The organism is Aeromicrobium sp. CTD01-1L150 (genome assembly GCF_041951745.1).
GTDB lineage: Bacteria > Actinomycetota > Actinomycetes > Propionibacteriales > Nocardioidaceae > Aeromicrobium.
In genome coordinates, this window is the sequence record NZ_CP169555.1 from 441,183 (window position 1) to 455,815 (window position 14,633).

Annotated in this window: 15 protein-coding genes; 10 read left to right on the forward strand and 5 right to left on the reverse strand. The window is 69.8% G+C overall.

Annotation, left to right across the window (positions count from 1 at the left end):
• The first annotated feature begins 69 nt into the window (after positions 1-69).
• The 6 genes from ACEVFP_RS02140 (at position 70) to ACEVFP_RS02165 (ending at position 6,523) form a co-directional block, all read left to right on the forward strand.
• Positions 70-2,655 (forward strand): ribonucleoside-diphosphate reductase subunit alpha, encoded by a 2,586-nt coding sequence (locus ACEVFP_RS02140; RefSeq protein WP_375001699.1) that lies wholly within the window; start codon positions 70-72, stop codon positions 2,653-2,655.
• Between the two features lie 93 nt (positions 2,656-2,748).
• Complete coding sequence (locus ACEVFP_RS02145; protein WP_375001700.1) at positions 2,749-3,732, forward strand: ribonucleotide-diphosphate reductase subunit beta; 984 nt, start codon at positions 2,749-2,751, stop codon at positions 3,730-3,732.
• Between the two features lie 55 nt (positions 3,733-3,787).
• On the forward strand, positions 3,788-4,213 hold the full coding sequence (locus tag ACEVFP_RS02150; RefSeq protein WP_375001701.1) for a hypothetical protein: 426 nt from the start codon (positions 3,788-3,790) through the stop codon (positions 4,211-4,213).
• A 61-nt stretch (positions 4,214-4,274) separates the two neighbouring features.
• Positions 4,275-5,369 carry an alpha/beta hydrolase gene (locus tag ACEVFP_RS02155; RefSeq protein WP_375001702.1) on the forward strand — a complete coding sequence of 365 codons (1,095 nt, stop codon included), beginning with the start codon at positions 4,275-4,277 and terminating at the stop codon, positions 5,367-5,369.
• 137 nt (positions 5,370-5,506) lie between these two features.
• Positions 5,507-6,370, forward strand: coding sequence for a DNA-formamidopyrimidine glycosylase family protein (locus tag ACEVFP_RS02160; RefSeq protein ID WP_375001703.1), 864 nt, complete (start codon positions 5,507-5,509; stop codon positions 6,368-6,370).
• A gap of 30 nt (positions 6,371-6,400) precedes the next feature.
• Positions 6,401-6,523, forward strand: a complete 123-nt coding sequence (locus ACEVFP_RS02165) for a hypothetical protein (protein ID WP_375001704.1) — start codon at positions 6,401-6,403, stop codon at positions 6,521-6,523.
• 31 nt (positions 6,524-6,554) lie between these two features.
• On the opposite strand, the gene ACEVFP_RS02170 is transcribed toward ACEVFP_RS02165, so the two are convergent.
• Positions 6,555-7,256, reverse strand: coding sequence for an EamA family transporter (locus ACEVFP_RS02170; RefSeq protein ID WP_375001705.1), 702 nt, complete (start codon positions 7,254-7,256; stop codon positions 6,555-6,557).
• Between the two features lie 168 nt (positions 7,257-7,424).
• Between ACEVFP_RS02170 and ACEVFP_RS02175 the strand changes: the two genes are divergently transcribed.
• Positions 7,425-8,051, forward strand: coding sequence for a hypothetical protein (locus tag ACEVFP_RS02175; RefSeq protein WP_375001706.1), 627 nt, complete (start codon positions 7,425-7,427; stop codon positions 8,049-8,051).
• An 81-nt stretch (positions 8,052-8,132) separates the two neighbouring features.
• Positions 8,133-9,425, forward strand: coding sequence for a fibronectin type III domain-containing protein (locus ACEVFP_RS02180; protein WP_375001707.1), 1,293 nt, complete (start codon positions 8,133-8,135; stop codon positions 9,423-9,425).
• A 21-nt stretch (positions 9,426-9,446) separates the two neighbouring features.
• On the opposite strand, the gene ACEVFP_RS02185 is transcribed toward ACEVFP_RS02180, so the two are convergent.
• Genes ACEVFP_RS02185 through ACEVFP_RS02200 form a run of 4 tightly spaced genes read right to left on the reverse strand, consistent with a single transcriptional unit; the run spans position 9,447 to position 12,068 of the window.
• Entirely contained in the window at positions 9,447-10,049 is a 603-nt protein-coding gene (locus ACEVFP_RS02185; protein WP_375001708.1) for a TetR family transcriptional regulator, read from the reverse strand.
• A 9-nt stretch (positions 10,050-10,058) separates the two neighbouring features.
• Positions 10,059-10,784 carry an ABC transporter permease gene (locus ACEVFP_RS02190; protein WP_375001709.1) on the reverse strand — a complete coding sequence of 242 codons (726 nt, stop codon included), beginning with the start codon at positions 10,782-10,784 and terminating at the stop codon, positions 10,059-10,061.
• Positions 10,781-11,497 carry an ABC transporter ATP-binding protein gene (locus tag ACEVFP_RS02195; protein WP_375001710.1) on the reverse strand — a complete coding sequence of 239 codons (717 nt, stop codon included), beginning with the start codon at positions 11,495-11,497 and terminating at the stop codon, positions 10,781-10,783. Before ACEVFP_RS02195 ends, ACEVFP_RS02190 begins: the two co-directional genes overlap by 4 nt.
• Positions 11,498-11,543: 46 nt before the next feature.
• Complete coding sequence (locus ACEVFP_RS02200; RefSeq protein ID WP_375001711.1) at positions 11,544-12,068, reverse strand: universal stress protein; 525 nt, start codon at positions 12,066-12,068, stop codon at positions 11,544-11,546.
• A gap of 287 nt (positions 12,069-12,355) precedes the next feature.
• On the opposite strand from ACEVFP_RS02200, the gene ACEVFP_RS02205 reads away from it, so the two are divergent.
• Positions 12,356-13,846: a cobyric acid synthase gene (locus ACEVFP_RS02205; RefSeq protein ID WP_375001712.1), complete on the forward strand. Its 1,491-nt coding sequence runs from the start codon at positions 12,356-12,358 to the stop codon at positions 13,844-13,846.
• Between the two features lie 23 nt (positions 13,847-13,869).
• Positions 13,870-14,631 (forward strand): cobalt-precorrin-6A reductase, encoded by a 762-nt coding sequence (locus ACEVFP_RS02210; RefSeq protein ID WP_375001713.1) that lies wholly within the window; start codon positions 13,870-13,872, stop codon positions 14,629-14,631.
• Positions 14,632-14,633 lie beyond the last annotated feature (2 nt).

Sequence of the window (14,633 nt, forward strand, 5' to 3'; positions counted from 1 at the left end):
CGGGCGTACCGTCTCCTGACCACTCGTGAGCTGCGGATCGCATCCACATCGTTCACGAGGGGTGGACCGATGGCCATCACAGTCATCAAGCGGGACGGAACCCGCGCAGCGTACGACGGTTACGAGATCGCCCAGAGCATCACCGAGGCCGCCCAAGGTCTTGACGACGAGCTCGCGAGAGCCACGCAGCTCCGCTCCGAGCTGGAGATCACGCTCTTCGACGGCATCACCAGCGAGCAGCTCGACGAGGCCGTCATCGGCGTGGCGCTGCAGAACGTCAAGGACGACCCGGCCTTCGACACCATCGCGTCGCGGCTGCTCATCAAGACGCTCTACAAGAAGGTCTTCGGCGAGGGCGTCACCCGCGATGAGGTCTACAGCTTCCACGGGCCGGCCTTCGTGCGCTCCATCCTGCGTGGCGTAGAGCTCGGCCTGCTCGACGAGCGGCTCGGCGAGGCCTTCGACCTCGAGCGACTCGGCTCCGCGCTCGACCCCGACCGCGACGACCTGCTGCGTTACGTCGGTGCACAGACGATGCGCAACCGCTACATGCTCACCGAGCCCGACGGCGCGCCGCTGGAGGTTCCGCAGTTCTTCTGGATGCGCGTGTCCATGGGGCTGTCGCTCAACGAGGAGGATCCCACCAGTGCGGCCCTCTCCTTCTACGACAAGATGTCGCACCTGGAGTACCTCGCCGCCGGCTCCACGCTCGTCAACGCGGGCACCTCCTACAGCCAGCTCTCCAACTGCTTCGTCATGCAGATGGAGGACGACATCGAGCACATCGCCAAGAGCGTGCGAGACGTCATGTGGCTCACCAAGGGCACCGGCGGCATCGGCCTGTCGGTCACCCAGCTGCGTGCCGAGGGCTCGCCCATCCGCTCCAACAACACCACGTCCACCGGGCCGATCCCGTTCATGCACACGATCGACTCGACGCTGCGCGCGGTCAGCCGTGGCGGCAAGAAGTTCGGCGCGCTGTGCTTCTACATGGAGAACTGGCACCTGGACTTCGGTCAGTTCCTCGACCTGCGCCAGAACTCCGGAGACCCCTACCGTCGCACCCGCACCGCCAACACCGCGGTGTGGATCTCCGATGAGTTCATGAAGCGCGTCCAGACCGGCGCCGACTGGTACCTCTTCGACCCGCTGGATGTCTGCGACCTGCCCGAGCTGTTCGGTGAGGCGTTCAGCAAGCGCTACGCCGAGTACGCGGCCATGGCCGATGCGGGTGAGCTGCGGCACAAGAAGATCAAGGCGCGTGAGCAGTTCCGCGCCATCCTCACCACGCTGCAGACGACGTCGCACCCGTGGCTGACCTGGAAGGACACGATCAACACCCGTGCCCTGAACCAGAACACCGGCACCATCCACCTGTCCAACCTGTGCACCGAGATCTGCCTGCCGCAGGACCGCGACAACGTCAGTGTCTGCAACCTGGCCTCGGTCAACCTGGCGCGGCACGTGACGGGTCGACGTCAGGACCCACACGAACCGGTCCAGCTGGACTGGGAGCGGCTCGCGGAGTCGACCCGCCTCGCCGTGCGTCAGCTCGACAACCTCATCGACATCACGGTCAGCTCCGTGCCGGAGTCCGAGCGTTCCAACTCCGAGAACCGGGCGCTTGGCCTGGGCGTCATGGGCTTCACCGACGTCGTCGAGCGGTTCGGTTGGTCGTACGAGAGCGAACCCTCCTACGACCTCATGGACGAGATCATGGAGTTCGTCTCCTGGCACGCCATCGATGCCTCGGCGGAGCTGGCCCGCGAGCGTGGCGCCTATCCGAACTTCGTGGGGTCGCGCTGGAACGAGGGCCTGGTCCCGCTGGACTCCCTGGACCTCCTGGAGGCCGACCGGGGCCTCGCCGTGGACGTCTCCCGCCAGTCGCGGATGAACTGGGACCTGCTGCGCAAGAAGGTCGCCGGCGGAATCCGCAACTCCACGCTGATGGCGATCGCGCCCACCGCGTCGATCGGCCTGGTGGCTGGCACCACACCTGGTCTGGACCCGCAGTTCAGCCAGATCTTCAGCCGTGCCACGAGCGCCGGCAAGTTCCTGGAGGTCAACCGCAACCTGGTCGACGACCTGCGTCACCTCGGCCTGTGGGAGAAGGTCCGTGAGGACCTGCTGCGCCACCAGGGCGACCTGTCCAAGGTGGAGGGCGTCCCGGCAGACCTCGTCGAGATCTACAAGACCAGCTTCCAGCTCTCGCCCTACGCCTTCCTCACGGTGGCCGCGCGGGCGCAGAAATGGATCGACCAGGCGATCAGCCGCAACATCTACCTACAGAGCCGCGACGTCGGCGAGATGGTCGACCTCTACTCGGCGGCCTGGAAGATGGGCGTCAAGACGACGTACTACCTGCACATGATGCCGCGCCACACCGCCGAGCAGTCGACGCTCAAGGTCAACAAGGCAGCGTCCCTGTCAGGCGGAGAGACCTCCACCGGGACGGACTCGGGCGGGCGCCGTGGCTTCGGTGCGGCCAGTGGTGCCAGACGTGGCTTCGGTGCGGCCACCGCCACCGAGAAGGCTCCGGTCGAGGCGGCCGAGCAGTCCGTGGTGCCCGATGAGGCTCAGGAGCTCGACGTCATCGACGGGCAGGCCTGCCCCATCGACCCCCAGGAACGCCTGCAGTGCGATTCCTGCCAGTAGCCACGATCCGTTGAGCTCGATGTTCTGAAAGACACGCCGGACGCGTCGACATCGAACGTCAGCCCAACGCGTCCCGACCCCCAAGGAGACCCCATGCCGATCCTCGGCACCGGAATCGAAGAAGGACTACTGCTCAAGCCCGTCACCTATCCGTGGGCAATGGAGCTGTACGACCAGGCCGTCGCGAACACCTGGTTCCCCAACGAGATCCAGCTCGGTGAGGACCTCGGTGACTTCGAGAAGATGAGCGACGACGAACGTCATGCGCTCACCTTCCTGATGAGCTACTTCAACCCCAACGAGCTGCTCGTCAACAAGGCCCTGGCGTTCGGCGTCTACCCGTACGTGAACGCCGCCGAGTGCCACCTCTACCTCGCCAAGCAGATGTGGGAGGAGGCCAACCACTGCATGAGCTTCGAGTACGTCCTCGAGACCTTCCCGATCGACCGCGCGGCGGCCTACGAGTCCCACGTGGGCGTGCCGTCGATGGCGGCAAAGGAGAAGTTCGAGGTCCGCTTCATCAAGCGGATGACCGAGCAGACCCTCGACATCACCACCACCGAGGGAAAGCAGGACTTCGTCCGCAACCTCATCGCCTACAACGTGATCCTGGAGGGCATCTGGTTCTACTCCGGGTTCATGGTGGCGCTGAGCTTCAGGCAGCGGAACCTGCTGCGCAACTTCGGCTCGCTCATCGACTGGATCGTGCGCGACGAGAGCCTGCACCTGAAGTTCGGCATCAATCTCGTGCTCACGGTGCTCGAGGAGAACCCCGACGTCGCCACCGAGGAGTTCGCCGCCGAGATCAAGCAGATGATCCTCGACGCCGTGGAGATGGAGGAGGCCTACAACCGCGATCTGCTGCCGGGCGGCATCCTCGGGCTCAACGCCGACTACATCAACCAGTACGTGCGCTACCTGGCCGACCGGCGACTCGACGAGCTGGGCTTCGGTCCGCACTACAACGTCGCCAACCCGGCCAAGTGGATGGCGACGGCCAACGACACCCTGCAGCTGGTCAACTTCTTCGAGTCGATCAACACCTCCTACGAGGTGAACGCGCGTGCTGGTTCGTAGTCGCACCCTGCCCGACGAGAAGGGGCTTGCCACCTCCGCCGGGAATGGAGCGTAGATGTCCTGCGTGGGGTTCTTCACGCCGGAGCAGCTGCGTCGCGTCCGCGAGGCGGCGGCCGACCCACGCCCCGTCTCGACCTTCGCCTCCCCGGACGTCACACCGGCCAAGGTCGCGAGGGTGGAGGCGATGGCGGGTTCTGGCGACGTGCGGGTCCGCGAGAGCGCTGGCTTGTCCTACGTAGCCCAGACCGACGTCCTGCAGAAGCTGGCGGGCGACGCTGAGACGTCGGTGCGGTGCTGCGTCGCCCGGAACGAGCGGACGCCGGGCGACGTTCTCGAGCGGCTGTCCACCGACGCCGACGCGGGGGTTCGGGGATGGGTGGCGGCCAACCCTGTCGTACCGGACCACGTCCTGGACGCCTTGGCAGGCGATGAGGACGTCACCGTGCGGGCCGTCGTCGAGTGGGCGAAGGGCTGGGACTGACGACCGCTGGTGAGCTGGCGCGGCCGGTCCCGACGGGCTGGTCATGGCACACTCTGGTGCCGTGTCCCTCCTCAGCCCACGAGTGCCGCGCGACCTGAGAGCGGCCGCCGGCAACCTCAACGACAAGGTCCGACGTCGCCGGATCGCCGACCTGCGCGCCACCCCGCGCACACTCGTCAAGGTGACGGCGCACGCCTCCCTCTACCGGTACGACCCGGTGCCGGGGGTGGAGCAGCACGGCCAGCCCCTCCTGCTGGTCCCGCCGCTCGCGGCACCCGCGCTGGCCTTCGACCTGCGGCGCGACAACAGTGTCGTCGAGTACTTCGTCCACGAGGGACGACCTGTCTACCTCATCGACTACGGCCCGGTGAGCTTCGAGCACAAGGACCAGGGCATCGAGCACTGGGTGGACACGGTCATCCCCACCGCCATCGGCCACGTCGTCGAGGACGCGGCGTCCGAGCGTCGCTCCCCGTCCGGCGTCGATGCCCCCGGCGTGCACCTGACCGGGTGGAGCCTGGGCGGCATCTTCACGATCCTCGCCACGGCGGCCGATCCGAGCCTGCCGATCCTGAGCGCGACGGCGGTGGCCAGCCCGTTCGACCTGCGCCAGGTGCCGCTGCTGGCGCTCGCGCGACCCGTCAACGTCGTCGCCGGCCCGCTCGTGGGCGCTGCCTACCGCAGCATCGGCGGGGTGCCGGCGACGCTGACACGGCTGGGCTTTCAGATCTCGGCGCTGGACCGCTACCTCACCAAGCCGCTCTCGATGCTTGCGCGGGCCGACGATCGCGACTTCCTGGCGCAGCTGGAGGCGGTCGATCGGTTCATGGACAACATGTACGCCTACCCGGGGCGGACGTTCGGGCAGCTGTACCACGTGGTGATGCGGTCCAACGAGTTCGCGTCGGGCACCATGGCGTTGGGCGGTCGGGTCGTGGACCTGGCCGACATCGACAAGCCGGTGCTCGTCGTCGCCGGCCTCGACGACACCCTGGCGCCGCTGCCGGCAGTCGAGCACCTCCTGGAGCTCGTGACGAACGCTCCAGACACGCAGCTCGTGCAGGCCCCCGGCGGTCACCTGGGTGTGCTCACCGGCCGCGCCGCCCAGCGCACGTCCTGGCCTGCCATGGAAGGCTTCTACGCCCGCCACGACTGAGCACCGCGAGTCACTCCGTCACACGCCGCGAGTCACTGGGTGACCACTCGCGAGTCACGCGGTCTCATGGTGCGTGACGGAGTGACTCCTCGGCGGTGACGGAGTGACTCGCGAGCGGGGCGGACTAGGGTGGATCCATGCCGGAGATGCCGGAGGTCGACGCTCTCGTGGCGTTCCTGCGCGAGAAGGCTGTCGGGTCCGTCGTGGCCGAGGTCGAGCTCGCGTCCTTCTCGGTGCTCAAGACCTACGACCCGCCCGTCACCGCGCTCGCCGGGCTGCAGGTCACCGATGTCGCGCGGCACGGCAAGTTCATCGACCTCGACGTCGACGGGCTGCACATGGTCATCCACCTCGCCAAGGCCGGCTGGCTGCGCTGGGCCGACGCGTTCACCGACAAGCGGCTGAAGATGGGCAACGGTCCGCTCGCGGCGCGGATCCGTCTCGACGCCGGCGACGGACCCCACGTCGGGTTCGACGTCACCGAGGCCGGCACCCGCAAGGGCCTGGCGATGTACCTCGTCCGCGAGCCCACCGACGTCCCCGGTGTCGCCGCCCTCGGACCGGACCCGCTCGCCGACGTCTTCGAGCTCGCGCCGCTCGTTCACGGGCGGCGCATGCAGGCCAAGCGGTTCCTACGTGACCAGAAGATCATCGCCGGCATCGGCAACGCCTACAGCGACGAGATCCTGCACGCCGCCCAGCTCTCGCCGTTCGCCATCGTGGCAGACCTCGACGATAGGGAGGTCGCCCGGCTCGAGTCCGCGGTGCGAGACGTCCTCACCGAGGCGCTCACCGAGGCCCACGGCAAGCCCGCTGCCGAGCTCAAGGACGACAAGCGCTCCCGGATGCGCGTGCACGGACGCACCGGGCAGGCCTGCCCGGTCTGCGGGGACACCGTCGCCGAGGTCACCTTCAGCGACTCCTCGCTGCAGTACTGCCCCACGTGCCAGACCGGCGGAAAGTCGCTCAAGGACCGCTCCACGAGCAAGTTCCTGAAGTAGCGGCTGGTCGTCACGACGTACAGTGCGGCCATGGAGCTGTTGCTGCTCGGCCTCCTGGGCCTCGGGGTGCTCGTCGTCGCGGCGGTGGCCGTGATCGTCTGGACCAGGCCCGGTGCGCGGCGTCGCCGCCAGCAGCGTCGCGAGCGGACCTGAAGCGGAACCGCCCACACTTGAGATCCCGGGGCTAGCCCCAGGCCACGAGGGCGACGGCCGCTGCGGCGAGCGCCAGCCCCGCGCCCTGCCCGGGGTGGATCCGTTCCCTCAGCAGGGCCGAGGCCAGCAGCACCGTGACGGCCGGGTAGAGCGAGGAGATCACCGCCACGATCGACAGCAGCCCGTACCCGGTGGCCAGGAGGAACAGCCCTGTCGCCGACGCGCCGAGTGGCCCCATCACCACGGCACGCCACGCTGACGAGCGCCCGGGCCACCACGGTTGGCGCAGTACCACCGCGGTCATGACCACGCTCACCACCGAGAACGCCTGGGTGAGCATGAGGGGGAACAGGCCCGCGTCGTCACCGATCTGCCCGATCGCTGAGAACAACATCCCGAACCCCAGGCCGGCGAGCGTGCCGTCGACGACGCCGCCACGGTGCGACGGGTCGTCGTCGACCATGCGGGAGATGAGCGTGATCGCCGGGAACGCCACGACGATGCCGACGGTCGCGAGCGGCCCGGGCCGCTCACCCAGCCCCAGGCCGACCACCACCGGCAGCAGGGCGCACGTGACGGCCGACAGCGGCGCTACGACGCCCATCCGTGATCCGGCGAGGCCGCGGTACAGGAAGGCGGTGCCGATGCCGCCGCCGAGGCCGGCGGCGGCGCCCCACAGCCAGTCGGCGCCCGTGGGGAGCCGCCGAGCAGCACAGCGCCGAGGCTGATGCACAGCGTCGACGACGACTGGCCGACCACTGCCACCTGCCACGGCCCCGCGCGTTTGGAGAAGATCCCACCCAGGAAGTCGGAGACGCCGTAGGCGACGGCCGACAACAGGGAGAGGATGATCGCCACCAGCGCAGCCTAGGACCATGGTGCGCTCGCCTACCCTGGGGGCATGGACAAGCGTCGCTCGTGGGGAGCACGGGCCAACGAGAACGTGGGCAGGATGGCCGGACGCGTCGACGGCCAGACGTCCGAGGCGGCCGGCCACGCGACGCGGGTGATCGTGCCCGCGGTGCGGCTGCTGCGTCTGCCGACGCTGGCGCTGCTGGTCATTCCGGTGCCCTTCGTCCTCGCGACCCTCGCCCTGGGCCTGGCAGCCGACGGCGCGGCCCGGGTGGTGCTGCTGGTGGTAGGCCTGCTGATGGCCGTGGTCTCGGGCGCGTTCGGCGCTCGTCGTCGACGCATCCTGTGGGCGGTCGAGGAGCCGGAGGTCCTGGCCACGGAGCTGGGCATCGCGGTGGCCATGAGCGACCGGGTGGATGAGACCCGTGGTGTCCTGACAGCGATCGGCGGTGGGGGAGGAGCACGGGTCTTCTCCCGGCTGCGTGGCCTGTGGAGCGGGGTCCGGATGACCGGCCGCTGGATCGACGGCATCGGTGACCTGCCGCGGGCGCGCTACTTCCTCCCGCCCAAGATCGGCACCACCGTCACCGTCACCGTCGCGGCGCTGTGGCTCGTCCCGGTCTCCCTCGTCGTCACCCTCCTGGGCTTCATCGCCGTCCTCGCGCGCGCCGTCTGACGCTCACTCGACGTTCACCCGGTGGAGGTCGCGCGTGACTACCGTCAGGGCCGTCGACGTCCCCGACCCGTGAGGTGCCACGTGATCCGCCGCGTCCTGTCCGCCACCGTCTGCGCCAGTGTGGCGGCCCTCGTCCTCGTCGGTCCCACGGCCGCGGACACCTCTGCCTCGACCGAGCCCGACCGCATCGTGCTCAACCCGACGGCCTCGCCCGACACCAGCCAGTCCGTCACGTGGCGTACCAAGCCTGACGCCGGGACGGGGCTCGTCGAGGTGCGCGAGGCCGGCGCCGACGGCGTACGGCGGGTCGCGGCGGACCAGACCGCCCGCGCCCGCCTGCGTGGTCTCGACCCGGCCGTGCACCACACCGCGACGCTGCAGAACCTCACACCCGGTACGAGCTATGAGTACCGGGTCGGCAACGACCGTCATGGCTGGTCGACGTGGTCTGGCTTCCGCACCGCGGACCACAGGGCGGAGCCGTGGGAGTTCCTGTACTTCGGTGACGCGCAGAACGGCCTCGACACCGTGTGGCCGCAGGTGGCGGGCGCGGCGTTCGAGGAGCATCCCGATGCCCGCGCGTCGCTCTACGCCGGAGACCTGGTCAACCAGGCCGACGACGACGCCGAGTGGGGGCACTGGTTCGACGCGGTCGGTGAGCGTGCCCGAGAGCAGCAGGTCATCGCCACGCCGGGCAACCATGAGCACATCGGCGACCTGCGCCTGCAGCAGTATCGCGCGCACTTCGCCTTTCCGGACAACGGACCGGTGCTACGCGATGAGGACGTCTGGTACACCGACCACCAGGGAGTCCGGTTCGTCTCGCTCAACGGCAACGCGCCCCTGGGTGGGCCCGACCAGGCCGGGTGGCTCGATCGGATCCTGCGCGACAACCCGAACCGTTGGACGGTGGTGACCTTCCACTACCCGTTGTTCTCCTTCCGGCCCGGACGCGACAACATCGCCACCCGGACGCTCTGGCTGCCGATCCTCGAAAAGCACGGCGTCGACCTCGTGCTGCAGGGACACGACCACGGCTATGCCCGCGGGCACGTCGCCGAGAACGAGCAGGACGACGGCGTGGCGGGGCCGGCCTACGTCGTCTCCGTCGCCGGAAGCAAGTACTACGAGGCCGACGGTGAGGACCGCAACAACTGGACTCGCAACGGCGCACGACGGGTCACGGCGCTGGAGCAGGTCTCGACCTACCAGAGCATCCGTGTGGAGCAGGATCGTCTGGTCTACCGCTCCGTCGCCGCGGCCGTCGGGGCGGAGCCCACCGATGGCGTCCAGCCCGGCGACGTCGTGGATGCGTTCACCGTCACCAAGACCGACGAGGGGCGCCCGTTGGTCACCGACGACCCGATCGGCTAGTACTGCCCGAGTCCGGGCTGGTCACGGGCCGTCGCCGTCGACCAGCTGCTGGAGCCCCGGCGCGTAGCGTCGCACCACGTCCTCGACGTCGGCCGAGACGAGTGACTCCACGCAGATCACGTAGCGGGCGATGCCGAGCCCGAGCATCTGACTGAGCACGAGCGAGGCACGCAGCTCACGGTCGTCGCCCTCGAGCTGAACCGTCAGGACGTCGCGCAGGACGGCGCGCACGATGTCGGCTGCCGGCGCCGGGCTCGCCGGGTCGCCGGTCAGTCCGCTGCGCACCAACGCCGCGAAGGCGGTGGCATGGGGGTCCCAGCTGGTCACGAAGGTCCGAACCAGGCGCTCGGCGAGACCGTCCGGGCCCGGCTCGACGACGGCCCGCAGCTTCTCCAAGGGGTTGATCGGGAGGTCGAGGGTGGCGATGAACAGCCCTTGCTTGTCGCCGAAGTAGTGTCCGACCAGACTCGCGTCCACCCCCGCCTGTGCCGCGATGGAGCGCAGTGACGCCCCGGCGAAGCCCTTGGCGGCGAACTGCTCGCGGGCCGCCTGCAGGAGGGCGTCGCGTCGGTCGGCGACGTCGGCGCCAGTGGGGCGGCCCCGGCGCCGACGTGCCTGTGTCATGTGGCCAATCTACGGCGTGCGGCGACGCAGGGTGGCAGCAGCCAGTGTCACCGATGCGATGCAGAAGCCGATGAGGATGGTGACGTCGATGCCCAACGCCCGGGAGACGTCGTCGGCGGCCATGAGGGCGAGTGCGTCGGTGGCATGGCTCAGCGGGAGGACCTCGGAGAACAGCTCGAGCGCACGGGCCATCTGGTCGCGGGGAACGAGGACTCCGCCCAGGAGGATCTGCGGGATGACCACCAGCGGCATGAACTGGACCGCCTGGAACTCGGTGCGGGCGAAGGCCGACGTGAAGAGGCCGAGCACGCTGCCGAGGACTGCGATCAGGACGGCGAGGCTGACGGCCAGCAGTGGTGACGGCAGGTCGAGTCCCAGGAGCCAGATGGCGACCGCCGCGCTCGTCGTGGCCTGGACCAGGGCCGCGAGGCCGAACGCGATGGCGTAGCCGGTGACCAGCTCCCAGCGCTGCAGTGGCGTGGTCAGGATGCGCTCCAGCGTGCCCGAGGTGCGCTCACGGACCATCGTCACGGACGTCACGAGGAACATGATGATGAACGGGAACAGCCCGAGCATGATCGGTCCGACCCGGTCGAAGGCGCCGGGGGAGTGGGCGAGCACCTCGCTGAAGAGCCACAGCAGGACGGAGGGCAGGATGACGATGAGCGCGACGCTGCGGTGGTCGTGGCTGAGCTGGCGCAGCACGCGCATGGTGGTTCCGAGGCTCCGGTTCATGATGCACGCTCCTCGGCGATCGTGAGGAAGGCCTGCTCGAGGTCGGACGAGCCGGCGCGGGCGCGCAGGCCGTCGGGGGTGTCGTCGGCGATGACGGCGCCCTCGCGCATCAGCAGGACGCGGTCGCAGCGGGCTGCCTCGTCCATGACGTGGCTGGAGACGAGCAGTGTGGCGCCGTCGGCGGCGAGGCCGGTGAAGAGCACCCAGAGGTCGCGTCGCAGGACGGGATCGAGGCCCACCGTGGGCTCGTCGAGCAGGTAGAGGGCCGGGCGGGTCAGCAGGGCGGCGGCCAGCGAGACGCGGGTGCGCTGGCCGCCGGAGAGGTTGCCGGTGAGATCGCTGGCGTGACCGGTCAGCCCCACCTCGTCGAGGGTGCGACGGATGTCGGCGGCCGAGGACCCCGCGAGTGTCGCGAAGTACTGCAGGTTCTGGGTCACGGTCAGGTCCGGGTAGACCGAGCTGGCCTGGGTGACGTAGCCGACGCGCCCGCGGTTGACGACCGATCCGGCGGGATCGCCGAGCACCGTGACCGTGCCCGAGCGGATCATCTGGGTTCCGGCGAGGCATCGGATGAGCGTGGTCTTGCCGCAGCCGCTGGGTCCCAGCAGACCGGTGACGGCACCGGCCTCGACGGTGAGGTCGAGGCCGCGCAGGACGTCGTGACGTCCTCTGCGCACGTGGAGGTCGGTGACCTCGATGGCATTATTCAACATGCGTTGAATATATGGAGGGCAGGCCCCGCTGTCAAGGAACAGGCGCTCAGGGCCGTTCGGCGGAGCCTGGCCTCGGCTTCCTGGAGACCTTCGGGACGGACTTCTGCGCCGCCTTCCTGGGGCCCCGCTTGGGCTTGTTCCCGGGACGGTGCACCAGCACCGGGCAGGTCGCCTGGTTCAGGACGCGATGCGCCACCGAGCCCATCAGCACGGCCTGCGTGCGCGTGCTCTTGCTGGCGATGACGATGAGCCCGGAGCCGAAGCGGTTCGCGGCCTTGATGATCTCTGCGGGCGGCGAGCCACTGTAGACGTGCGTGGTGACCGCCGGCCCCCAGTCGTCCAGGACCTCGGCGACCTGTCGTGTCGCGGCCTCGGCAGCCTTGCGGAACGACATCTCGGCCAGGGTCCGCTGCCGGGTCTCGTCGTCGTTGGCGAAGGGGACGGCGGCCATCGGGCTGACGACGGCGACGACGGCGACCTTGGTGACGGTCTGCGGATCGACGATGGACCGCAGGTAGCTGGCCGACGCGATGGACTGCTTGGACCCGTCGGTGGCGATGAGGACGTGCATGGTGGCTCCTGTCGGTGTTTCGGCCCGGTCTTCCTGCCCAGATCATTCAGCCCGGATCTCCCAGCCCGAATTCCCGGGCCGGTGTTTCGGCCCGTGATGGGGCTCAGTCGTTCGTGCTGCGGCGGTCGCTGGCCGCGCAGATCGTCGGCGTCGATGGATGGCGGTGTCGATGGACGGGGGCCGGCGCGTGGTCGACCCCTCGACCGTCCACATCATCGTGTCGGGGCAGGTGCGGTCGCAACTGCGTCGCCATCACCACCGTGAGTCGCTCGTCCTAGGGTGTGAGCATGTCCGGCTCGCTGCTCGTCGCCGGCACGACCTCCGACGCCGGCAAGAGCGTCGTCACGACGGGTCTGTGCCGTGCCCTGGTACGTCGTGGCGTCAGCGTCGCGCCGTTCAAGGCGCAGAACATGTCCAACAACTCGATGGTCGTGGGTACCGGCGGAGACACCGGCGAGATCGGCCGCGCCCAATGGGTGCAGGCCCTGGCGGCGCAGGTCACGCCGGAGGTGGCGATGAACCCCGTGCTGCTCAAGCCCGGTGGGGATCGCAGCAGCCACGTCGTGGTGATGGGCCGACCCGGTGGGCGGGTGTCGTCCAGTGACTTCGTCGACGGGCGGGGCCACCTCGCGGCGGCAGCGCACGAGGCGTTCGACGACCTGGCCGGCCGGTTCGACGTCGTGGTCGCCGAGGGGGCCGGCAGCCCGGCCGAGATCAACCTGCGCTCGTCGGACTACGTCAACATGGGCCTGGCGCGACACGCGTCGATGCCGGTCGTGGTGGTGGGCGACATCGACCGTGGCGGCCTGTTCGCGTCGATGTTCGGCACGGTCGCACTGCTCGATGCTGCTGACCAGGCGCTCCTCGCGGGGTTCGTGGTCAACAAGTTCCGCGGCGATGCGGGCCTGCTCGAGCCCGGGCTACGGCGGCTCGAGGAGCTCACCGGACGGCGCGTCTTCGGCACGCTGCCGTGGGACCCGAGCCTGTGGCTGGACTCCGAGGATGCGCTCGACCTCGAGGGCCGGCGCAGCATGGGCGGCGGGCTGCGGGTGGCCGTGCTGCGGCTGCCACGCATCAGCAACTTCACCGACGTCGACGCGCTGGGCATCGAGCCGGGCGTCGACGTCGTCTTCGTCACCGAGCCGCGCGACCTGGCCGGTGCGGACCTCGTGGTCCTGCCCGGCACGCGGGCGACCGTGCAGGACCTCGCGTGGCTGCGTGCGCGGGGGCTGGACCGGGCCCTGCAGGAGCACGCCGCTGCGGGCCGTGCCGTCCTCGGGATCTGCGGCGGCTTCCAGATGCTGGGGCGGCGGATCCTCGACCCCGACGGTGTGGAGAGTGGCGAGCCTGCCGACGTCGAGGGCCTGGGGCTGCTGGACGTCGTCACCGGCTTCGACGCCGACAAGGTGCTGCGGCTGCCCACCGGCGAGGCGCTGGGCCAGCCGGTGGGCGGCTACGAGATCCACCACGGCCGAGTCACGGCCGGCGACGACGAGCCGTTCCTGGGGGGTGCGGTGCGTGGACTGGTGCACGGCACGATGTGGCACGGGGGCCTGGAGTCCGACGGGTTCCGCCGAGCGCTGCTGCAGCGGGTCGCCGATGCTGCCGGTGTGGCGCTCGCTCCGTCGACGGTCCGCTTCGCCGCGCTGCGCGAGGCCCGGCTGGACCGGCTGGGTGACCTGGTAGAGGAGCATCTTGACGTCGACGCCCTCCTGGCGCTGGCGCACGACGGCCCCGGGGCCCTGCCGCTCCTGCCGCCGGGGGCCGACCCGCGGTGACCGCTCTGCCATAGGCTGAGCCGGTGCGTGTGTCAGGTGCAGAGTCCGTCCTCGTGCTGGGGGGCACGGCCGAGGCGCGGGACCTGGCGCGACGGCTGGAGGCGTCGGGGGCACGGTTCGTCTCGTCGTTGGCCGGGCGGGTCGCGCGGCCGCGGTTGCCGGTCGGTGAGGTTCGCATCGGCGGCTTCGGGGGCATCGACGGACTCCGGTCCCATCTTCGTGAGCGTGGCGTCCGGGCCGTGGTGGACGCGACGCACCCGTTCGCGGCCACCGTCACGGGCCATGCGGCCGAGGCGTGCGCGGCCGAGGACGTCCCTCTGCTGCGGCTGGAGCGTCCCGGCTGGGCGGGCCATCCGGCCTCCGGGACGTGGCACTGGGTCAGTGATCACGACGAGGCCGCCCGGACGGCGGCCGGGCTCGGCGCGGCTCCGTTCCTCACCGTCGGCCGGCAGTCCCTGGGCCGCTTCACCGGGCCGCTGGCCGAGCGCGTTGCCGTGGTGCGGGTGGTCGATGACCCCGGCGTCGCGCTGCCGGACACCTGGACGGTGGTGAGGAGCCGCGGCCCCTACGACGTCGAATCCGAACGTGAGCTGATGACCTCCCACGGCGTCGACGTCGTGGTCACCAAGGACTCCGGAGGCACCCACACCGTGGCCAAGCTCGACGTCGCGGCCGGTCTGGGCCTGCCCGTGGTGGTGGTCCGGCGGCCCTGCCCGCCTCCGGGAGTGCCCACGACCGACGACGTCGGCCGGGCTGCTCAGTGGGCCATGCGCCCCGATGTGTGAGC